This is a genomic window from Streptomyces sp. NPDC000345, assembly GCF_042898825.1.
In the GTDB taxonomy this organism is placed as follows: Bacteria; Actinomycetota; Actinomycetes; order Streptomycetales; family Streptomycetaceae; genus Streptomyces.
Genome location: NZ_JBIAZE010000015.1, coordinates 100,814 through 121,487, shown reverse-complemented (window position 1 = coordinate 121,487; position 20,674 = coordinate 100,814). Strand labels below are relative to the sequence as shown.

The window sequence follows — 20,674 nt, the reverse complement described above, 5'->3', positions numbered from 1 at the left end:
TATGGAAGCCGACCGTTCGCCGCGCCGGGCCCCGAGCTCCGGCCTCACGCAGAGGAGCAGCTCATGAGCGCCCTCGCGTTGTCCGTGGTCCTGTCACTGATCTCCGCCGTGGCGTACGCGTCCGGGGCGATCGTGCAGGAGCAGGTCGCGGTGTCCTCGCCCCACGAGGAGTACGCGCCGCTGCGCCGACCCGGCTGGTGGGCGGCGGTCGCGCTGAACGGCCTCGGCGGACTGCTGCACGTGGTGGCGCTCGCGTACGGTCCCCTGAGTCTGGTGCAGCCGCTGGGCGCGCTGACGATCGTGTTCGCGCTGCCCATGGCCGCGCTGTTCGTCGGCCGCAGGGCCGGGGCGACGGCCTGGCGGGGCGCGATCATGGCGACGGTGGGTCTGGCCGGTCTGCTGTCCCTGGTCGGCGCCTCCGACGCGCAGTCGCTGAGCACCCCGCAGCGGGTGAGCGTGGCCGTGGTCACCGCCGGTGCGGTGGTGGCGCTGATGGCCGCCGGGCGGGCCGCGCACCGGCACCCGGCGGTGCGCAGCATGCTGCTGGCGACGGCGTCGGGCATCGCGTTCGGCATGTCGTCGGTGTTCACCAAGACCGTCGCGGTCGACTGGACCGACGGCGTCTCGGCGGCCGATGTGCCCTCCCTGGCCGTGATCGGCGTGCTGGCCACGGCCGGCATGCTGCTGTCGCAGGCCTCCTACCGGGGCGCGGGCCTGGCGGCCCCGCTCGCGACGCTGACCGTGGTCAACCCGGTGGTGGCGGCCGCGGTCGGCATCACGATGTTCGGCGAGACCTTCCGTTACGGCACGACGGGCACCGTGCTCGCCCTGAGCTGTGGGGTGGTGGCGGCGGGCGGCCTGATCCTGCTGACCACCGAGCGTCTTCCAGGCGGATCCCCTGTGGCCGGGCTTCCGGCCGCACCGGCGGAAGCGGCGCTGACGCGGTCCGTCGAGGAGGTGCCGGAGGACCTGCTGCGGCCGGTCGCCCCGCCGCTGCGGGAAGAGGTGGACGAGGAGAAGCTGCTCGTGCCGGCCCAGGCCGGGGAACCCCCCTACGGGGAGGGCCCGGCGGGCCAGGCAGAGGGGCAGCCGGTCGTCTTCCACAGTCCGTTCTACGGCGCCGCGTACCTCGCGGTGCCGGCCGTCGACCGGCACCGGGTGCGCGTCAAATCCTGACGCCGCCGGCCCGCAGATAGGCCAGCGGGTCGACATCCGTTCCGAATCCGGGCCCCGTCCGCACCTCGAAGTGCAGATGCGGGCCCGTGCTGTTGCCGGTGGAGCCGGAACGCCCGATGCGCTGACCGCCGCCCACCGACTGCCCGTCCCGCACGGAGATCGCGGACAGGTGGGCGTACTGGGTGTAGCGGCCGTCGGCGTGTCTGATGACCACCTGGTAGCCGAAGGACCCGCCCCAGCCCGCGCTGACCACCGTGCCCGCCGCGACCGCCTTCACGGAGGTGCCGGTGGGGACGGGGAAGTCGACGCCGGTGTGGTAGCCCTTCGACCAGGAGGAGCCGGTCGCGTGGTACGGCGTTCCGGTGGCCGCGGCGACCGGGGCGACACGGGAATGGCCGGTCTGCGCCTTGTCGTCGGCCCCGGAGTCCTTCTCGGTGCGGGACGGGGAAGTGCCCGGCCTCTTCCCGGAGGTGGACGTGCCGGCCGGAGCGCGCAGTTTCAGCCGCTGACCCGGCATGATCAGGTCGGGATCGGCGCCGATCGTGGTCCGGTTGGCGGCGTAGAGCCGACGCCAGCCGCCCCGCACCTCCTGGCGGTCGGCGATGCCGGAGAGGGTGTCGCCGTGGACGACGGTGTACATCTCGGCCTTGCCCGCCCGGGACTGGGGCGTGGACTGCGGCTGCACGTCCCGCAGCGACGTCTTCCCGGACTTCGGCGTCCCGCTGGAGGTCCCGCCCGACGTCCCGCTCGGACGGATGTCGGGGGTGTCGCCGCCCCGGGTCAGTCCGGCCCGCCCCGAGCACACCGGCCACGCGCCGGGGCCCTGGCCTTCCAGGACCTTCTCCGCCACGGCGATCTGCTGGTCCTTGGTGGCCAGGTCCGCGCGCCCGGCGTAGCGCTTGCCGCCGTACGCCTCCCAGGTCGACTGGGTGAACTGCAGGCCGCCGTAGAAGCCGTTGCCGGTGTTGATGTGCCAGTTGTTGCTGGACTCGCACGCGGCGACCTTGTTCCAGGTGCCGACGTCGGCCGCCTGGGCGGCGCCTGCGCCGATGAGCGGTATCGCCATGCCGGCGCCGCCGGCCGTGACCGTGAGCGAGGCCCGGTTGATCCTGTTCGGCTGATACCGGCGGTGCCGGCCGCGTACGGCCATGGAGATCCCCCTCGACATGCGTCAGGAGGGGAAAAAGTAAGGGGCGCCGACAGGCCGTGACAAGACGTCAATCAGCCGCTCCGGCTCCCCCACGAAGACCGGAAAACGCGTAAGGATGGCCCCGGAAAGAAGAGAGGCACCACCCCCTAGGAGCCAGCCCTATGAGCACTACAGCGCAGATCGGCGTGACGGGACTCGCGGTCATGGGCCGCAATCTCGCCCGCAACTTCGCGCGCAACGGTTACACGGTGGCGCTGCACAACCGGACGGTGGCGCGGACGCACGCGCTGGTGGAGGAGTTCGGGCACGAGGGCGCGTTCATCGCGGCGGAGACCGCCAAGGACTTCGTGGCGGCGCTGGAACGGCCCCGCCGCCTGGTGATCATGGTGAAGGCCGGTGAACCGACGGACGCGGTCATCCAGGAGTTCGCCCCGCTCCTCGAGCCCGGCGACATGATCATCGACGGTGGCAACGCGCACTTCGCGGACACCCGGCGCCGGGAGCGCGAACTGCGCGAGCAGGGCCTCCACTTCGTCGGCGCGGGCATCTCCGGCGGCGAGGAGGGCGCCCTGCACGGGCCCAGCATCATGCCGGGCGGCTCGCCGGAGTCGTACGACTCGCTCGGTCCCATGCTGGAGAAGATCTCCGCGAAGGCGGCGGACGGCGCCCCCTGTGTGACGCACGTCGGGCCGGACGGCGCCGGGCACTTCGTGAAGATGGTCCACAACGGCATCGAGTACGCCGACATGCAGCTGATCGGTGAGGCGTACCAGCTGCTGCGCGAGGTAGCCGGGTACACGCCGGCGCAGATCGCGGAGATCTTCCGTACGTGGAACACGGGCCGGCTCGACTCCTACCTGATCGAGATCACCGCCGAGGTCCTGTCGCACGTCGACGCGGCGACGGGCAAGCCGTTCGTGGACGTGGTCGTGGACCAGGCCGAACAGAAGGGCACGGGCCGCTGGACGGTCCAGATCGCCCTGGACCTGGGTGTGCCGGTGTCGGGCATCGCGGAGGCGGTGTTCGCCCGCTCGCTGTCCGGGCACGCGGCGCTGCGGGAGGCCTCGCGGGGGCTGGCCGGGCCGAAGGCGGCCGCGCTGGGCGAGGCGGAGGCGGCGGCCTTCGCCGACCGGGTGGAGCAGGCGCTGTACGCCTCGAAGATCGTGTCGTACACGCAGGGCTTCCACGAGATCGCCGCCGGCAGCGAGGAGTACGGCTGGGACATCGACCTGGGTGCCGTCTCGGCGATCTGGCGCGGCGGCTGCATCATCCGGGCGGCCTTCCTCGACCGGATCCGCTCGGCGTACGACGCGCGGGCGGATCTGCCGAGCCTGCTGTCGGACGAGACGTTCGCCTCCGAGATCGCCGCCGCGCAGGACGACTGGCGTGAGGTGCTGGTGGCGGCGACGCGGCAGGGGGTGCCCACGCCCGGGTTCTCGGCGGCGCTCGCGTACTACGACGCGCTGCGGGCGGAGCGGTTGCCGGCGGCGCTCACGCAGGGGCAGCGGGACTTCTTCGGGGCGCACACGTACCGGAGGGTGGACCGGGAGGGTTCGTTCCACACGCTGTGGGGCGGGGACCGGTCGGAGGTGTCCGCCTAGCGTCGGGAGACGATCCGCGGTCGGACGGGCCGGGGGCGGGTGCGGGTACGGGTGCGCGGGGGAGCTTGTGGCTCGGCCTCCCCCGCCCGCCCCGGCATGGTGGGCGGTGGGCGGTGTCCAAGCGGGTACCGCCCACCGGTCGTCACGACAGGGGTGGGCCGGGTTCCGGGTTCGGAACGGGTTCCGGCCCCGGAGGGACCGGAGAGGGCGAGGGCCCGGGCGGTGGGCCCGGGACGGGGGGCGGCTGGGGGGTCGGCAGGGGCTCCGGGCTGGGTACCGGACTGGGGTACGGGTCCGGCGGTCCGGGAGTGGGCGGGACGGGGTCGGGCTGCGGGTTCGTCATCGTGTCCTCCGGCCAGTGGTGAAGCGTGGCTCTGGACTACTCCCCCGCGTACCCGGCGCCGCCCCGGGCACTCACCCGGGTGGGGGCCCTGCGGGTGGGGGCCCTGGCGGCGGGCGTCCGGCGGAGGGCATCCCCGGCCGGCGGGTGCCCTGGCACGTGCCCCTCCCCGGCGGGCGGGTGCCCCAGCCGGTGGCCTCCCGGCCCCGACACGCGGGCGCCCGGCAGGCAGGCTCCCGGCGGGCGGGTGCCCCGGCGGTCAGAACCGGCCGGGGTGCGCCCGCAGCCAGTCCTTGGCGGCGGCCAGCAGCCCGGGGTCGGCCACCGGGGCCTCCTCGGGGTGACGGGCCGCCCACTTCACGACGTACGGGCAGAGCGGGGCGACCGGGATGCCCTCGCGCGCGGCGGTGGCGTACAGCTCGCGGGCCAGGGAGCCCGCGATGCCCTTGCCCTCGTGGGCCGGCTCCACGATCGTGTGCACCGGGACGAGGGCCCGCGCCGGCGACTCCAGCACGAAGTACTCGATGCGGCCCACGACCTCGCCGCCGTCACCGACGGCTTCGAGGCGGCCCGCCGCCCGGTCGTCGCGGATCTCTGTGTCGCTCATGGGCACTCCCGGTGCGCTGCGTACGGACTCGGCGGCCGACGCGTCGCTCAGACGGACACCGCCTGCGGGCTGCGCCGCTGGTCGGAGCCCGGTACCGGCTCCGAGGCGTCGGCCCCCAGGGCCACGATCCGGTTGTCGCGGTCCACGTGCACGACCCGCGGCGTCAGCGCCCTCGCCTCGGCGTCGGTGACCTGAGCGTAGCTGATGATGATCACCAGGTCTCCGGGATGGACGAGGTGGGCGGCGGCACCGTTGATACCGACGACCCCGGAGCCGCGCTCCCCCTCGATGACGTACGTCTCCAGCCGCGCGCCGTTGGTGATGTCGACGATGTGGACCAGCTCACCGGGCAGCAGATCGGCGGCGTCCAGCAGATCGGCGTCGATGGTCACGGATCCCACGTAGTGCAGGTCGGCCTGGGTGACGGTGGCGCGGTGGATCTTGGACTTGAACATGGTACGCAACATCGGGGCACTCCCACAAGTAGGCTCCCTGCCTGCGTTTTTGCAGGTCAAGGGCTGTTTCCATACCCTACAACGAGTCGCATGTCCGGGCAGCTGTCCCCAGGTTTTCCAGGACTCATGCTGACCACTTGCCGACTTCTCTGACGCCTCGTCAGGTGACCGGAGGAGGGCTTCACCCCCTCTCGCGGACCCCACCGTGGCGACGGCCCAAGCCTACGCAGCACCCCCCGAAGGACTCCGTGATCACCGTCACGCGTCCTCGCCTCCTACGCCGCCGCCAACCGGCACCCCGGCCTGCACCAGGACGCCGACCAGTTCGACGCCACCCGGATCAGCAAGCACCTCGCCTTCGGGCACGACGTCCACTTCTGCCTCGGTGCCCCGCCGGCCCGCCTCGAAGTCGCCACGGCCCTGCGCTGTTCTTCGCACGAGCACGAGCAGCTCAGCGGCCTCCTGGACGCCCTCGAACGTCCCACCGGCATCACCAGCCGCTCCACCTTCACCGGGCACGTCCGTCAGTGGCTGTGTCCTGGTTCGCCGTGCCCCTCGGCGGCGCCGAGGCACCGCCAGGGTCGGGGGCCGTGGGGGCGCCGACCGGCAGTTCGGCAGGCGTGGGCGCGGTGCGTGGCAGTCGGAGGCGTTTGAGGGCGAGGGCGTTGACGGCGACGATGATGCTTGAGCCGGACATGGACAGTGCGGCGATCTCCGGGCGGAGTACCAGGCCGGAGGCGGGCTCGAAGACGCCTGCGGCGATCGGCAGGGCGATGGTGTTGTAGCCGATGGCCCAGCCGAGGTTCTGCCGCATCTTGCGCAGGGTGCCGCGGCCGATGCGCAGGGCGGTGGGCACGTCGAGGGGGTCGGAGCGCATCAGGACGAGGCCGGCGGTCTCGATGGCGACGTCGGTGCCGGCGCCGATGGCGATGCCGAGGTCGGCCCGGGCCAGCGCCGGGGCGTCGTTGACGCCGTCGCCGACCATGGCGACCTTGCGGCCGCCGCGCTGCAGCTCGGCGACCTTGGCCGCCTTGTCGCCGGGGAGGACCTCGGCGATGACGGTGTCGATACCGAGGCGTCCGGCGATCCGCCGGGCAGTGGCCTCGTTGTCGCCGGTGAGCATGACGACCTCGGCGCCGAGGGCGTGCAGTTCGGCCACGGCCTCCTCAGAGGTTTCCCGGGGTGCGTCGGCGATGCCGATCAGTCCTGCCGCGTGTCCGTCGACGGCGGCGACGACGACGGTGCGGCCGGTGTCGGCCAGTTCCTCGCGGCGGTCGGCCAAGGGGCCGAGGTCCACGCCGTCGCGCAGCGCCAGGCGGCGGTTGCCGACCGCGACCCGGCGGCCGTCGACGACGGCGGTCGCGCCGTGGCCGGGGACGTTCTCGAAGTGCCGGGCCTTCGCGGGCTCCACAGCCCGGGCGTCGGCGTGGCGTACGACGGCTGCGGCCAGCGGGTGCTCGGACTCGCGCTCCACCGCCGCAACGAGCCGCAGCAGCTCTGCCTCGTCGGTGCCGGGGGCGGTGACCACGTCGGTGACTTCCGGTTCGCCCTTGGTCAGGGTGCCGGTCTTGTCCATGACGACGACCTGGATGCCGGCGGACGCCTCCAGGGCGACGGCGTTCTTGAACAGCACGCCGCGCTTCGCCCCGAGGCCGGTGCCCACCATGATGGCCGTCGGGGTCGCGAGTCCCAGGGCGTCCGGGCAGGTGATGACCACGACGGTGATGGCGAACAGCATGGCGGCGCCCAGCGAGCGGTCCGTGGCCAGCAGCCAGACCGCCAAGGTGACGGCGCCGCCGATCAGGGCGACGAAGACCAGCCAGAACGCCGCCCTGTCCGCGAGCCGCTGCCCCGGCGCCTTGGAGTTCTGAGCCTCCTGGACCAGCTTGACGATCTGGGCCAGGGCGGTGTCGGCACCGACCTTGGTGGCGCGCACCCGCAGCGTGCCGTTGGCGTTGATGGTCGCGCCCACCACCTGCGCGCCGGGCGCCTTGTGCACCGGCAGGCTCTCGCCGGTGACCATCGACTCGTCGGCCTCGCTCTCGCCCTCTTCCACCACTCCGTCGACAGCGATCTTGGCTCCGGGGCGGACCAGCAGCAGGTCGCCGACCACGACCTCAGCGGTCGGCACCTCGACCGGCACCCCGCCGCGTACGACGAGGGCCTTGGGCGGGGCGAGATCCAGAAGCGTACGGATGGCGTCGTTGGCGCCGCCCCGAGCGCGCATCTCGAACCAGTGGCCGAGCAGGACGAAGGACGCGAGGACGGTGGCGGCCTCGTAGAAGACGTCGCCGCCCCCGGTGAGCGTGATGATCAGGGAGTACAGCCAGCCGGAGCCGACGGCGACCGCGACCAGCACCATCATGTCCAGCGTGCGGGCACGCAGGGCCCTTACGGCGCCGTCGAAGAAGATCGTGCACGAGTAGAAGATCACCGGCAGGCTCAGCAGGAGCGCCCACACGTCCTGACGCAGACCGAAGGGGACCGGCACATCGAGGCCGAAGACGTCCTCGCCGATCGGCGACCAGATCACGATCGGAACCGAGAACATCAGCGCCACCAGGAAGCGGTTGCGCATGTCGGCAACCATCGCCGCCATGGACATCTCGCCGTGGCCACCGTGGCCCATCACCTCGTGCGGGGAGGGCATCGCCCGGGGTGCGGCCGGAGCCTTGGCGTGTTCCGCGTGCGCGGCTCGTGCCGGCTCTGCGGGTTCAAGCAGTGCGGCCGCGGCCCGGACCTCGTGGCCCGCGTGCTCGCCCGCGCCCTCCCCCACGGGCGGATCGGGTTCGGCCATCGGGTCGCAGATGTGGGAGGGCACCACCTGGCCCGCGCAGTGGTAGCCGCACTCGGTCACCCAGCGGCGCAGCTCGGCCAGCGATGTACGCCGAGGATCGAAGACCACCGTCGCCGACTGCGCGACCGGATTGACCTCGACCTCCAGTACGCCGGGGCGCCGCCCCAGCACGGCGGCGACGGTGCTCTGCTGCGACGCCCACGCAAGACCGCGGACATCCAGCACCGCGGTGCCGCGCTCCTTGCGCGGGACCGCCGGGTCATGCCTGTGGTGACCGTGGTCGTCTGCGGGGTGAGGCACGGTCATCCCTCCTTCGGCGCTCCATTCCGCCGCGCTGCCCCCTCGGGGCGCCTGGGGTGCGCAACCATCGCAGAAGCCGGGGCGGACCGGCGAGCACGGCCCAGATCCGCGCTCCCTGGACAGCGGAAACGACCAGCACCAGGGCGCTGACCAGGGCCCTCGTCCAGGGCACCAGGTGCGAGGACGGCAATGGTGGTGAGGGCCCAGAACCAGTGTCGCGCGCCGGACGGCAGCGCGGTCATCAATGCCCCTTCGGATTGGCGATCCAGACCTGGAGGGTGATCGCGGCGAGCGCAGCGCCGTGATGGCCGTGGAGACCGACCGCACCTGCGTCGACGCCGAGACGGAGGGCTGCTGCTGACCATGACCGCCGAGATATCGATATCCCTCGGGCCGTCCCCGGCCCGCCGCGAGGCGCTCGCCAAGCGCATACACCTGCTGGTCGCCGCGACCATCACCTACAACGTGATCGAGGCGATCGCCGCCCTCACCGCCGGCACGATCGCCTCCTCCACCGCCCTGATCGGCTTCGCCCTGGACTCGATCATCGAGGTCTCCTCCGCCACCGCGGTCGCCTGGCAGTTCTCCGCGGCCGACCACGCCGTCCGCGAAGCGCGCGAGCAGCGCACCCTGCGGATCATCGCGGTGTCGTTCTTCGCGCTCGCCGCGTACGTCGCCTTCGACGCCGTCGTTGCTGATGCCGATGGCGAAGTCCCGGCACAAGAAGCCGGAGAACGTCTCCCGGTACTTCAAGCCCTCCCCAAAGGCCATCGCGGAGCTGACCAGCCTGCTCGCCCCGGGGGACGCCCGGCGCTGATCCGCAGGCATCAGGGCTTGCAACCGGTACCCAGGTACAGGTTTACCGTCGGAGGTGTCCCCACCACCGGGGATTGACGACGGGAGCGAGCGCGATGAGTGATCTTGCGTGGGTGCCGCAGTCCTGCACCCTGCCCACCGAGGAGCAGCCCCTGCGGGTCGCCGAGTGGGACGCGCTCTTCGCCGAGCAGCTGACCTCGCTGTCCCGACCCCAGCCACTCCACCTGCGCCTCGACCTGGCCGACGAAGAAGGCGTGGAGGACCGGGTCCGTGACCTGGTGGAGCGCGAGAGCGGCTGCTGCTCGTTCTTCACCTTCACCACCACCCCCGGCCCGGACCTGATCCGGCTGGACATCTCCGTGGACCAGGCGCACGAGCCGGTCCTGGACGCCCTCGCCGCCCGGACCGCTGCCGCCGGGGAGCAGCGGTGAGCTCGGGCCTGCGCAGCGGACAGGTCGCCGAGGCGGCCGGAGTGAACATCCAGACGCTGCGCTACCACGAGCGGCGCGGCCTGCTGGCCGAGCCGGAACGCAGCAACGGTGGCCACCGCCTGTACGGCGAGGACGCGGTGACCGCGCTGCGGGTGATCAAGGCCGCCCAGCGGCTCGGGTTCACGCTGGAGGAGGTCGCCGAGCTCCTGGAGGCCGGCCGTCACCGGCACGGCCGCCCCGTGGCAGGGCTCCAGGACCGCGCCGCGGCCAAGCTCGCCGAGGTCGACGCGAAGATCGCCGACCTCACCACCATTCGCACCACCCTGGCCGCCGCCGTCGAGGCGGGCTGTGACGACCTGACCGTGTGCGCGTCCAGCACGTGCTGCCCCCCGAAAGCGCTCGGGGGGCTTGCCGCGCTGGCCTGTGTGGCGTGCTGCGCGCTGCCCGTCCTGATCACAGCCGGGGTCGTCGGGGCCGGGGCCGGGGTGGTGGTGGGCTGGCTGCCCGCCCTCGCCGTCGTTCTGGCCGTGCTTGCCAAGGCATCCGCGAGCACAAGGGCTGGATCTGGATCGGCGCCGGCGTCGTCGCCCTCGGTCTGTACGGCGTGGTTGCCACCTGGCAGCACGACGACAATTTCGGCCGCATCCTTGCCGCCTACGGCGGGATCTTCGTGGCCGGGTCGATCGCCTGGGGCATGGTCGCCGACGGCTACCGCCCCGACCGCAACGACGCCACCGGCGCCCTGGTCTGCCTCGCCGGGATGGCCGTGATCATGTACGCCCCCCGCAGCCACTGACCGGGCAGCAGCACCTCTAGGCTGCCCAACGACGCGTGGACGGCTTCCTACTCCTCCTCGCCGGCGTCCTCGACGGCATCCGGGTCCCGGAAGGGCCGCAGCCCCTGGCCGGGACCGCTGGCCTTGTTGTTGAACAGGTAGCGGCCCAGGAAGTCGATGTGCCGGTCCTTGAGCGGGGAAAGGCGGGCGACGTCCTCGTCCTTCAGGTCGTGACCCTCGGCGCGCAGCCGGGCAACGGCGGCGTCCAGGTAGCGGGTGTTCCACAACACGACGGCGTTGAGGACCAGGCCGAGCGCGGCGAGCTGGTCCTCCTGGCCCTCGCGGTACGCCTGGCGGATCTGGCCCCGGCCGCCGTGGCAGATCACGCGGGCGAGCCGATGGCGGGACTCCTGCACGGTCAGCTGCCGGTTCATCAGCCACCGGTGGGTGTCGTCGACCGGGTCGACCAGGGCGAGCAGGTGCACGGTCTTGTCGATGCGGCCGTACTCGGCGAACGCGGCCCCCCTGGCGGGGTCGGGTGGCCCTCGCGGCCGCACATCCGCAGCAGGTCGTAGACGCGGACCTGGTTGGTGATCAGCGATCCGGCGACGCGGAGCATGTCCGGCCAGTGGGTCTCGATCCTCTTGAGGCTGACCGTGTTGCAGGCGATGGCCTCCAGCGGCCCGTACCCGCCGACCGGCTCCTCGCCGTCCGGCAGGTCGGCGTGCCAGAACCGCTGATCGGCCAGGTCGCGAAAGCGCGGGGCGAAACGGAAGCCCAGCATCCTGTACAGGCCGAAGGCCATGCCGGAGTACGAGGCGTTGTCGGTCGCGACCATCTCCGGCTTCACCCCGCCCTCGAGGTTCAGCAGCGTGTCCAGCGTGTAGAGGCTGTCGCGCGGGGTGCCGCGTACGACCATCGCGCCGATCCCGGCGACCTGGTCGTTGACGGCATTGAGCCAGGTCACGCCTCGCTTGTGGCCGTAGTTACTTGGGCGAGGGCCCGGTGTTGATGCTCTTGACGAAGCGCAGGCCGTCTACGGAGGCAAGCAGCCCGCCGCCCCACAGCTGAGCCAGCTCGATTGCGGACTGCGCGCCGATCAGCGCGGCGTTGGCCGCGGCGATGGTGTCGGCGCGCACGTAGTTCTGGTCGACGTGCGAGAGGCGCGAGCGGGTCAGCAGGACCGTAGCCAGCACCGCGACCGTCCAGGATCCACACGAACAGCACCAGCACGGTGCCGTTGACCGAGCTGGTGACGAGGGTGCCGATCAGTGCCCCGATCGCCAGGTAGATCACCGCGTACATCAGTGTCCCGGCCAGTACCCGCCCCGGATCGTCACCGGTACCGGTCCGCGCCGTGAGGGCCAGCAGGGCCGCCGCTGTGGCGATCAGCGCCAGGGCCAGGCCGGTGGCCATGCGGGCCGCCACCAGCCGTGAGGGGGCGAGCCCGGCCAGGACCAAGCGGCGGTCGGCGGCGCGGGCGGCGCGGATCTGGAAGTACATGGCGATCGCGGCGATGAACCCCGCGGCCCAGCCGGCCGTGGCGGTCTGCACCGCCGGCCCGCCGGGGCCGCCGAGCAGTTCGGCCGCGTCCGCCAGTGGGCGGGCGGCGACCACGACGAACACCACCGGCACCAGGATGAGCACCAGCAGGTTCACCGGGGTGCGGGCGGCCTCGGCCAGAAAGCTGCGCGTGAACAACAGGGTCGTCATCTCGGCACGGCCCGTCCGTCGCGCAGTTCGATGATGCGGTCAAAGCGTTCTTCGTCGGTGACGAAGTGACTGATGATCAGTACTGAGCGTCCCGCCTCGCGGCGTTCGCCGACCAGCTCCCAGAATTTCAGGTAGGTGTCGAAGTCGAAGCCGGCATAGGGCTCGTCCAGCAGCAGCACCTCGGGGTCGGCCAGCAGCGCCAGGCCCAGGTTCAGCTTGGACAGGGTCCCGCCGGAGATGAGGTCGGCCCGGGTGGCGGCGTAGCGTTCGAAGCCCAGGAAGGCGTAGATGTCCCGGCGTGAGTTGCGCTCCGCCTCCGGGGGCAGACCGTAGGCGCGGCCGAACAGTTCGAAGTGCTCGTCGCAGGTGAGGCGTTCGTAGACGACCGGCTCCTGCGGGCAGTAGCCCAGCCGCCCGCTGCGGGTCACCGTACCGGCGTCGGAGGACAGGGCCCCCACCAGGATCTTCATCAGGGTGCTCTTGCCGGACCCGTTCTCCCCGACCAGGCCGACCACCTCGCAAGGGGCGAGCGCCAAGTCAACGCCGTGCAGAACCCGCACCCGCCGCTGGGCGGGCCACACACCGCGCCGGTAGGTCTTCTCCATCCCGGCCGCCGCCAGCACAGCCCGGTCGCCAGGTGCCCTGTCGTCACGACGGGCGCCCACTGCTGCCACGTGCCACCTCCCCATACGGGATGACGTCGCCGACCCTTCACAGGCCAGGGGCGCCCCACAAGGGGAACCAGCGGCTCAGGTCCTGTTCGATGCGCAGGTCGTCCTTGATCACTGCCTTGACCTGGAGTTCCAGCGGGTTGTCGCGTTTCTGCCCGGGCAGCGGAGCGAAGGGGTAGAAGGTGCCGCGCTTGTAGAGGTAGACCAGTGCCAGGGGGCGCAGCTCGGCATCGCGGAAGGAGACCAGGGAGCACAGGAGTTGGGGGCCGAAGCCGCTGTCCTGCAGGGCGGTGTTCACCGCGTGCAGGTCGCTCACCAGCGAGGGCAGGCTGTCGGGGTCGCGGCGGGAGAGCAGCCATGAGTACCCGTAGTCGTCACGGCTGAACTCCACGGGCATACCCGCCCGTTCGGAGTCGGCGTCCAGCAGGGCCCGTACCTCCTGCTGGACTTGGGCGAACGCCCCGCCCTCGATGGAGGCGAAGCACACCGAGCCCGCGCCGGTGGGGGTGAAGCCGATGGCTGCCTGCAGCGTGATCGCCGCGGAGGGCAGGCCGAAGAGCTGGTCCAGATCGGGTTTGACCGGCCTGGACCGGCCGAGCAGGGAATCCAGGAAGCCCACGGGGTCTCAGCTCCTTCTCATGGCGTCCGGCTGCCCGGTTCGCCCAGTTCGGCGGAGATCTCCGCGAGGGCTTCGAGGCGGCGTTCCAGGCTGGGGTGGGTGGAGAACAGATTGGCCACCGCCGTGCCGGGGCCGAGGGCGGGGGTGAAGAAGAACGCGTTGAACGCCTGGGCGGTGCGCAGATCCTGGGTGGGAATGCGGGCGATGTCGCCGCTGACCTTGGTCAGCGCCGAGGCCAGTACGGAGGGTTTCCCGGTCAGCATGGCCGCGGCGCGGTCGGCGGCCAGCTCGCGGTAGCGGGACAGTGCCCGAATGAGCAGGAAGCTGAGGGCGTAGACGAGCGCGGAGACCGCCATGACGAGCGCGAGCAGGGCGGCGGTGTTCTGGTCGCGGTTGCGTCCGCCGAACAGCTGGGAGTAGAAGGCGAAGCGGACGATGAGCCCGGCGATCACGCCCAGGAACGAGGCGATGGTGATCACCGCGACGTCGCGATGTGCGACATGGGAGAGCTCGTGGGCGAGGACGCCTTCCAGTTCATCGGTCTCCAGGCGGCGCAGTAGCCCGGTGGTCACGCAGACGACGGCGTGGTCGGCGTTGCGGCCGGTGGCGAACGCGTTGGGCAGGTCCATCTCGGAGACGGCCACCCGGGGTTTGGGCATGTCCGCGGTGGCGCACAGCCGGTCGATGACGCCGTGGAGCTCGGGTTGTTCCTCGCGGCTGACGAGGTGGCCGTGCATGGCGTACAGGGCGATCCGGTCGGAGAACCAGAACTGCGCGACCAGCAGGGCGGCGGCGATGACGACCACCAGGACGACGGACTTGAGCAGCACGATCAGCGCGGCGATGAACGCCACGTACACCAGCCCGAGCAGGAACATCGTGACCGCCATGCGGGCGGTCAGCTGCCGGTCTGGCTCGAAACGGCTGCGCATCGTCATCACCCCGGGATCAGGCCCTCGTCGGAGAGCAGTTCGCGCACCTGCGTGAGGCTGGTGTCCGCATCGGGCAGCACCAGATCGGACGGTGTGATCCTTTCGTCCGGTAGTGGTGTGCCCAGGCTGCGTACCGCGTCCAGCAGGTCTGACAGGGCGGCGGTGAACGCGGTCTCGTCGTCCGCGTCCGCGGCCGACTGCAGCGCCGCGTCCAGCTCGTTGAGCCGGTCCAGGTGCTCTTCGGTGATCTCGTACTGGCCTTCGCCGAGAATCCTCATGATCATGACGTTGCCTCCTGGTCCGGCGGTGCCTGCCTGGCCCCGCCGCCCTCCACGGCCGGCGGGGTGGAAGCCGCCGGGAGCTGCGCCTTCATCATGGCCAGTTCCTTGTCCACGTCGCCGGCTGTGGTGACGCGCTCCAGTTCGGCCTGGATGTCGTCACGGCCGGCGGGCAGGGTGGCGTCCTCCAGCGCGCCGGAGGCGAGCAGTTCGTCCAGCGCACCGGCACGGGCCTGCATCTGCTCGGTCTTGTCCTGGGCGCGCTGCATGGCCAGGCCGACATCACCCATCTCCTCGCCGATGCCGGTGACGGCCTCGGTGATCCGGGTCTGGGCCTCGGCCGCGGTGTAGGTGGCCTTGATCGTCTCCTTGCGGGTGCGGAAGCTGTCGACTTTCGCCTGCAGGCGCTGCGAGGCGAGGGTGAGCTTCTCCTCCTGGTCCTGCAGCGACGCCTGCTGGGTCTGCAGGTCGGTGATCTGCGAGGTCACGGCCGTTCGGCGGGTGAGCGCCTCGCGGGCCAGGTCCTCACGACCGGCCGCGAGCGCCTGCTGTGCCTGGTCCTGCAGCTTGCCCGTGGACTGCTGCAACTGGTTCACCTGCAGGTCGACGCGCTTGCGGCTGGTCGCGACATCGGCAACGCCACGCCGTACCTTCTGCAGCATCTGAAGCTGCTGTTCGTAGGAGTAGTCCAGGACTTCGCGTGGGTCCTCGGCCCGGTCCAGTGCCTTGTTGGCCTTGATCCGGAACAGGGCGGCGATACGGTGAGTGATGCTGGTCATGACGACCGCCTTCCTCTCGCCTCTCGGATGGTGGGTGATGCGGGAGAGAGTGGCCGGGCCGTCTGCGGGCACGTGTGCGACAGCCTCCCCCGCCGCAGGTCACAGCCCCGACCATGGTTCATCCATTGTCCGGGCACACTCCCGGCCCGGCAGCTCCACCCGCCCCGGGCCGACGCCTGCCGCGGGCCGGTCACGGCATCCTCCCGGTGTGGGACTGGGAGGAGCCGGCCATGTGCGACGGCTGCCGCTCCTGCCCGGATGCGGCGTGGGGGCCCGGTGGGGGCGTGGTGTTGCGGAGGGGGCGGTGGCGCGGAAAGAACGCCGGGGTGCGGGCGGCGTAGGCGTCCCACTGCTCGCCGAACTCCCCTGCGACCTCGCGTTCCTCGTTGCGGGCCAGGCGTACGTACACGTACACCAGGACCGGGAACATGAACAGAGTGGGGATGGTCGGCCACTGCAGCAGGAACCCGATCATGATGAGCAGGAAGCCGTCGTACTGCGGGTGGCGCACCCACGCATACGGGCCGGTGGTGGCGAGTTCGTCATGCTGGGCGGCCTCGTGCAGGCGTTTCCAGGCGGCGGCGATCAGCCAGAACCCGGTGCCGATCGCGACGTAGCTGGCCAGGTGGAAGGGACTCAGGTGCGGGTCACCGGACCAACCGGTCAGGTCGTTCCACAGATGCCCGCCTGCGTGGGTGTCCTTCAGCAGCGGGAACTGGGAGCCGAGCCAGCTGCCCAGCAGACAGATGGTCAGCGGGGTGCCGTACATCTCGGTGAACAGCGCCACCAGGAATGCGCCGTAGGCGCCCATCGCACGCCAGTCCCGCTTGCTCTTGGGGTGGAAGAAGCTGGCGGCGAACACCACGAAGAGCAGGGTGTTGAGGATCACGAGCGGCCACAGGCCGTATGCCGCGTCAGCCATGACGCCCTCCTGCGGCGTTGCGGTTGGCCGGTCCGGTGGTGGTGCGGCGCTGTCCGCGGGCGAGGGTGCTCATGCGGCGCTGGTAGGTGGCCGCGTCGACACGGTTGTGAAGGCGCAGGCCCACAAGCCACCGTTCGGCTTCCTCCAGCGCGGCGCGTCGTCCGCGCAGGCGGGCCAGCGGCGGGCGGCGCGCCTCGTCGGGGGTGATCAGGCGGGCGATGTCGTATCCGATGCCTGCCAGGATCAGCGCCCCGACCATCGAGGCGATCACAGCGGCCATGGTGCTCACCCCCTGCCGGGCCGGGGCGGTCAGGGCCGCCCGGGACCGGTGTGGTGGTCGTGCTTGCGCAGCGGGTCTTCGTCCTGGTCGTCGCGGTGTTGATCGCGACCGTCGTGCATGCCCTGGCCGTGCATGCTCTTCATCATGAAGAACATCATCAGCGGACAGGCGGCGACGAGGGCGAGCCAGACCAGGCTTTGCAGGGACGCGCCGACGACGAGTGCTGCGACGACGACGATCGCGGCGGCGAGAGCGTACATGCCGTAGTTGCGCTTGTTGTCGTGCATCACGGGCCTCCTTCAGCGGAGGGCAGAGGCCGCAACGGTGTGCGGCCGGTGTTCAGGGTTTGGTGAGAGGGCCGGCATGGAGCGCGGCCACGCGGCGCCGGTACTCCTCCTCGTCGATCTCACCGCGGGCGAACCGCTCTTCGAGGATCTGCTGGGGTGTGGGTGCGGCGGGGGTGTGGGTGTGTTCGTGGGGCCGGTTGGCGGCACGGAAGACCAGGACAAGGGCTGTGATGATCAGCGCCCAGAAGAGGACCATGCCGACCGACATCCCGAACCAGCCCCACCCGCTGACATCGTGGTCGTACCAGAACATCATCGCCACTCACCTGCTTCGGCTTTGTTCGGCGGCTGGTACGGGCGGCGGAGCCCGTCGCTTGGGCGGGTTGCCGCCCTCACCTCCATTGTTCCCCTGCACGGGAGGCTGTCTGGGGCCGGACGGTCCAGGACCAGTGGACCGTGCAGCCCCTACCCGGCAGGGGTAGCCGGTCGCAGGCTGGACGTGGACTGAAGTGGGAGGCGAGCGAGTTCATGAGTGCCGTCGACGTCGTTGTGGTTCTGGCCTCGGCCGTAATGGTCGCTGTGCTGGGGTGGTACTTTTTCGGGCCGCGCCGGGCCGGTGCCGCCCGGCTGGAAGACGGCGTGCAGCGGGTGGAGGTGACCGTACGGGGCGGCTACAGTCCCGACGTGATCAAGGTCCGCCAGGGCACGCCGGTGGAGCTGGTCTTCGACCGGCAGGAGGCCGGCGAGTGCACCGCCCGTGTGGTCTTTCCCGATCTCAAGGTCGGCGCGGGGCTGCCCGCCCATACCCGCACCACCGTGCGGCTGAGCCCGGACCGGCCGGGCACCTTCGGCTTCGCCTGCGGCATGAACATGATCCACGGCACGCTGCTCGTCGAACCCGCGGAAGGCACCGCACCGCCCGCCGGGAACGGCGCCGGCGCCACGGCCGCGCCTCCTGCTGCCCCTGCTGCCGCGACCGGCGGGCCGCCGCCAGGTGAGGAACGGACGGCGGCCGAGGCGGAGGCCGCGGACGCCGCCGAGCGGCAGGCGGAGATCAAGGACCTCACCCGCAGGGTGCTGACGGGCGCGGTGCTCACCGCTCCGGTGCTGTTCGCCGTGATGGCGCACGAACTCTTCGGCGCGGACTGGGTGCCCGGCTGGATGCTGAACCACCGGCTGCAGCTGGCGCTGATCACGCCGGTGATGTTCTACACCGGGTGGCCGATCCACGTGACGGGCTGGCTGACCCTGCGCCACCGGGCCGCCGACATGAATTCCCTGATCGCCCTCGGCACCAGCGCCGCCTACGGCTACAGCCTGCTGGTCACCCTCGCCCCCGGCCTGCTGCCCGAGGACCTGCGGGAGGTCTACTACGAGGCCGTCGGCGTCATCCTGACCCTGATCCTGCTCGGACGGCTGCTGGAGGCCCGCGCGAAGGCCGGCACCGGCGAGGCCATCCGTGCCCTGCTGGGTCTGCAGGCCCGTACCGCACGGGTGGTGCGCGACGGGGCCGAGTCCGAGATTCCCGTCGAGGACGTCGTGGTCGGGGACGAGATCGTCATCCGGCCCGGCGAGAAGATCCCGGTCGACGCCGAGGTTCTCTCGGGTTCTTCGGCGGTGGACGAGTCGATGGTCACCGGCGAGCCGATGCCCGTCACCAAGCACAGTGGGGACGCCGTCATCGGGGCCACCGTCAACGGCACCGGGTCCCTGCGGGTACGGGCGGCCAAGGTCGGCTCCGACACGATGCTCGCCCAGATCATCCGCCTCGTGCAGCAGGCCCAGGCATCCAAGGCCCCCATCCAGCGGCTCGCCGACGCCGTGTCGGCATACTTCGTGCCCGCGGTCATCGCCATCGCGATCGGCACCTTCGCCGTCTGGTTCACCCTGGGCCCGTCCCCTGCTCTGACGTTGGCGCTGGTCTCCGGGGTCGCGGTACTGATCATCGCCTGCCCCTGCGCGCTGGGGCTAGCCACTCCGCTGTCGGTCATGGTCGGCACCGGCAAAGGCGCCCAGGCCGGCATCCTGATCCGCTCCGCCGAAGCCCTGGAAACCGCGCACAAGCTGGACACCGTGGTCCTGGACAAGACCGGCACCGTGACCGAGGGCAAGCCCGTCCTCACCGACGTCCACACCGCCGAGGGGTTCGACGAATCCGAACTGCTGCGCCTGGTGGGCACGGCCGAGACCGACAGCGAACACCCGCTCGCCCAGGCCATCGTCACCGGCGTCCGCGACCGCGGCATCCGCCCGTCCGCGGCGACCGGCTTCGACTCGGTCACCGGCAAGGGCGTGCAGGCAACCGTCGACGGACGCGCCGTCCTGGTCGGCTCCGGCCGGCTGCTGGGTGACGTCGGCATCGACACCACCGCGATGGCCGCCGTCGCGGCCAATCTGTCGGCCGAGGGCAAGACCCCCGTGCTCGCGGCCGTCGACGGACGCCCCGCAGGCGTCCTCGCCGTCGCCGACACCGTCAAGGACGACTCCACCGCCGCCATCGCCGCCCTCCAGCGCCTCGGCATCGACGTCGTCATCATCACCGGAGACAACGCCCGCACCGCCGCGGCGATCGCCGCCCAGGTGGGCGTGGACCGGGTGCTGGCCGAGGTGTTGCCCGAGCACAAGGCGGATGAGATCCGCCGCCTGCAGGGCGAGGGCCGCACCGTCGGCATGGTCGGCGACGGCATCAACGACGCCCCCGCCCTGGCCGCCGCCGACGTCGGCCTGGCCATCGGCACCGGCACCGACGTGGCCATCGAGGCGGCCGACATCACCCTGATCTCCGGCTCCCTCGGCGGAGTTGTCACGGCCATCCAGTTGTCGCGGGCCACGATGCGCAACATCCGGCAGAACCTGTTCTTCGCCCTGGTCTACAACGCCGTCGGGATCCCGCTCGCCGCGGGCGCCCTGTACCCGCTGTGGGGCCTGCGGCTCAGTCCGATCATCGCCGCCGCGGCCATGGCGCTCAGCTCGCTGTCGGTCGTCACCAACGCCTCCCGGCTGCGCCGCTGGCACACCCAGCCCCTGCCCGAGGCACACCCGGCCTGCGTGCAGCCCCGGGTCGAGTCCGCCTCAGACCGGGCCCCGGCCGACAGCACGGATGCCGCGGCGGACCCCGGACACCACCCCGCCTCCCACGGCGGCGACACCATGGTCACGGACCCGGTGTGCGGCATGCACGTGGACACGACCACCGCCGCCGAACACCGGCAGACCGAGCGCGGGACCTACTACTTCTGCTCCGCCCACTGCGCTACCGCGTTCGACGCCGACCCGGGCCGCTACATGGCCCCCACGTCCGGCAGTACGCGCGACGAGGGAGGTGAACACCGATGACCACCGCTCCGGCCGCCCGTGGCCACGCCCACGAACGGCACACCCCGGCGCCCGGTTACGCCGACCACAAGGCCGACCACCTGGCCCGCCTGAACAAAATCGAAGGCCAGATACGCGGCATCTCCCGCATGGTCACCGACGACCGCTACTGCATCGACGTCCTCACCCAGATCAGCGCCGCCGGCCGCGCCCTGCAGGAAGTCGCCCTCGGCCTCCTCGACGACCACGTACGCGGCTGCGTCACCGACGCCGCCCGCACCGACCCCGCCCAAGCCGAGGAGAAGTTCGCAGAATTCAGCGACACCTTGCGCCGCGCACTGCGTCTCTAGCCACCCTGCGGTGGGCACTGCGTCTTGCCATCACCGCGGGTGAGTACCGCGTCGAATTACCCCACCCGGGTATATTGACG

Annotated in this window: 19 protein-coding genes and 6 pseudogenes; 11 read left to right on the top strand and 14 right to left on the bottom strand. The window is 71.5% G+C overall.

Translation table 11 applies throughout. The annotated features are described in order from the left end of the window. The first annotated feature begins 63 nt into the window (after window positions 1-63). Entirely contained in the window at window positions 64-1,176 is a 1,113-nt protein-coding gene (locus ACFY30_RS30515; RefSeq protein WP_390848360.1) for a DMT family transporter, read from the top strand. Here the strand turns inward: ACFY30_RS30515 and ACFY30_RS30510 are convergent. Next, window positions 1,166-2,326 (bottom strand): transglycosylase family protein, encoded by a 1,161-nt coding sequence (locus ACFY30_RS30510; RefSeq protein WP_390848442.1) that lies wholly within the window; start codon window positions 2,324-2,326, stop codon window positions 1,166-1,168. The two genes, ACFY30_RS30515 and ACFY30_RS30510, sit on opposite strands and share 11 nt — an antisense overlap. A gap of 161 nt (window positions 2,327-2,487) precedes the next feature. Between ACFY30_RS30510 and gndA the strand changes: the two genes are divergently transcribed. After that, entirely contained in the window at window positions 2,488-3,927 is a 1,440-nt protein-coding gene (gene gndA, locus ACFY30_RS30505; protein ID WP_390848359.1) for an NADP-dependent phosphogluconate dehydrogenase, read from the top strand. A 599-nt stretch (window positions 3,928-4,526) separates the two neighbouring features. Here the strand turns inward: gndA and ACFY30_RS30500 are convergent. Next, window positions 4,527-4,874, bottom strand: coding sequence for a GNAT family N-acetyltransferase (locus ACFY30_RS30500; protein WP_390656401.1), 348 nt, complete (start codon window positions 4,872-4,874; stop codon window positions 4,527-4,529). 47 nt (window positions 4,875-4,921) lie between these two features. After that, window positions 4,922-5,341 (bottom strand): aspartate 1-decarboxylase, encoded by a 420-nt coding sequence (gene panD, locus ACFY30_RS30495; RefSeq protein WP_390656400.1) that lies wholly within the window; start codon window positions 5,339-5,341, stop codon window positions 4,922-4,924. A 252-nt stretch (window positions 5,342-5,593) separates the two neighbouring features. On the opposite strand from panD, the pseudogene ACFY30_RS30490 reads away from it, so the two are divergent. After that, window positions 5,594-5,755, top strand: a pseudogene (locus ACFY30_RS30490) (cytochrome P450); the annotation flags it as partial. 82 nt (window positions 5,756-5,837) lie between these two features. Here ACFY30_RS30490 and ACFY30_RS30485 read toward each other — a convergent pair. After that, complete coding sequence (locus tag ACFY30_RS30485) at window positions 5,838-8,426, bottom strand: heavy metal translocating P-type ATPase (protein ID WP_390848358.1); 2,589 nt, start codon at window positions 8,424-8,426, stop codon at window positions 5,838-5,840. A gap of 363 nt (window positions 8,427-8,789) precedes the next feature. Between ACFY30_RS30485 and ACFY30_RS30480 the strand changes: the two are divergent. The 5 genes and pseudogenes from ACFY30_RS30480 to ACFY30_RS30460 all read left to right on the top strand — a co-directional run. Then, window positions 8,790-9,143: pseudogene (locus ACFY30_RS30480) on the top strand (cation transporter); the annotation flags it as partial. Beyond that, window positions 9,115-9,243: pseudogene (locus tag ACFY30_RS30475) on the top strand (site-specific integrase); the annotation flags it as partial. The pseudogenes ACFY30_RS30480 and ACFY30_RS30475, both read left to right, overlap by 29 nt. Before the next feature lie 94 nt (window positions 9,244-9,337). Continuing rightward, window positions 9,338-9,673 (top strand): hypothetical protein, encoded by a 336-nt coding sequence (locus tag ACFY30_RS30470; RefSeq protein ID WP_390848357.1) that lies wholly within the window; start codon window positions 9,338-9,340, stop codon window positions 9,671-9,673. Further along, window positions 9,670-9,993 (top strand): annotated as a pseudogene (locus ACFY30_RS30465) (MerR family transcriptional regulator); the annotation flags it as partial. The gene ACFY30_RS30470 and the pseudogene ACFY30_RS30465, both read left to right, overlap by 4 nt. Window positions 9,994-10,208: 215 nt before the next feature. Further along, a pseudogene (locus ACFY30_RS30460) lies at window positions 10,209-10,469 on the top strand (YnfA family protein); the annotation flags it as partial. Between the two features lie 47 nt (window positions 10,470-10,516). Here the strand turns inward: ACFY30_RS30460 and ACFY30_RS30455 are convergent. Beyond that, window positions 10,517-11,671: pseudogene (locus ACFY30_RS30455) on the bottom strand (transposase); the annotation flags it as partial. 134 nt (window positions 11,672-11,805) lie between these two features. On the opposite strand from ACFY30_RS30455, the gene ACFY30_RS30450 reads away from it, so the two are divergent. Beyond that, a complete protein-coding gene (locus tag ACFY30_RS30450; protein ID WP_390848356.1) occupies window positions 11,806-12,195 on the top strand; it encodes a hypothetical protein in 390 nt (129 codons plus the stop codon). On the opposite strand, the gene ACFY30_RS30445 is transcribed toward ACFY30_RS30450, so the two are convergent. The 9 genes from ACFY30_RS30445 to ACFY30_RS30405 form a co-directional block, all read right to left on the bottom strand. Beyond that, window positions 12,158-12,835: an ATP-binding cassette domain-containing protein gene (locus ACFY30_RS30445; protein ID WP_390848355.1), complete on the bottom strand. Its 678-nt coding sequence runs from the start codon at window positions 12,833-12,835 to the stop codon at window positions 12,158-12,160. The genes ACFY30_RS30450 and ACFY30_RS30445 overlap by 38 nt on opposite strands. Window positions 12,836-12,872: 37 nt before the next feature. Continuing rightward, window positions 12,873-13,451, bottom strand: coding sequence for a hypothetical protein (locus ACFY30_RS30440; protein WP_390848354.1), 579 nt, complete (start codon window positions 13,449-13,451; stop codon window positions 12,873-12,875). Window positions 13,452-13,468: 17 nt separating this feature from the next. After that, complete coding sequence (htpX, locus tag ACFY30_RS30435) at window positions 13,469-14,383, bottom strand: zinc metalloprotease HtpX (protein WP_390848441.1); 915 nt, start codon at window positions 14,381-14,383, stop codon at window positions 13,469-13,471. A gap of 5 nt (window positions 14,384-14,388) precedes the next feature. After that, window positions 14,389-14,667: a hypothetical protein gene (locus ACFY30_RS30430; RefSeq protein WP_390848353.1), complete on the bottom strand. Its 279-nt coding sequence runs from the start codon at window positions 14,665-14,667 to the stop codon at window positions 14,389-14,391. Next, the gene (locus ACFY30_RS30425) at window positions 14,664-15,440 is read right to left on the bottom strand and encodes a PspA/IM30 family protein (protein ID WP_390848352.1); all 777 of its coding nucleotides are present in this window, start codon (window positions 15,438-15,440) and stop codon (window positions 14,664-14,666) included. Before ACFY30_RS30425 ends, ACFY30_RS30430 begins: the two co-directional genes overlap by 4 nt. A gap of 190 nt (window positions 15,441-15,630) precedes the next feature. Further along, window positions 15,631-16,362, bottom strand: coding sequence for a methyltransferase family protein (locus tag ACFY30_RS30420; RefSeq protein WP_390848351.1), 732 nt, complete (start codon window positions 16,360-16,362; stop codon window positions 15,631-15,633). Next, a complete protein-coding gene (locus ACFY30_RS30415; protein ID WP_390848350.1) occupies window positions 16,355-16,642 on the bottom strand; it encodes a hypothetical protein in 288 nt (95 codons plus the stop codon). Before ACFY30_RS30415 ends, ACFY30_RS30420 begins: the two co-directional genes overlap by 8 nt. A gap of 29 nt (window positions 16,643-16,671) precedes the next feature. Further along, window positions 16,672-16,929: a DUF2933 domain-containing protein gene (locus tag ACFY30_RS30410; protein WP_390848349.1), complete on the bottom strand. Its 258-nt coding sequence runs from the start codon at window positions 16,927-16,929 to the stop codon at window positions 16,672-16,674. 52 nt (window positions 16,930-16,981) lie between these two features. Continuing rightward, window positions 16,982-17,245, bottom strand: a complete 264-nt coding sequence (locus tag ACFY30_RS30405; protein WP_390848348.1) for an SHOCT domain-containing protein — start codon at window positions 17,243-17,245, stop codon at window positions 16,982-16,984. 212 nt (window positions 17,246-17,457) lie between these two features. Here ACFY30_RS30405 and ACFY30_RS30400 point away from each other — a divergent pair, with 212 nt between their 5' ends. Continuing rightward, the gene (locus ACFY30_RS30400) at window positions 17,458-20,265 is read left to right on the top strand and encodes a heavy metal translocating P-type ATPase (protein WP_390848347.1); all 2,808 of its coding nucleotides are present in this window, start codon (window positions 17,458-17,460) and stop codon (window positions 20,263-20,265) included. Further along, entirely contained in the window at window positions 20,262-20,594 is a 333-nt protein-coding gene (locus ACFY30_RS30395; RefSeq protein ID WP_390848346.1) for a metal-sensitive transcriptional regulator, read from the top strand. The genes ACFY30_RS30400 and ACFY30_RS30395 overlap by 4 nt, the downstream gene beginning before the upstream one ends. Window positions 20,595-20,674 lie beyond the last annotated feature (80 nt).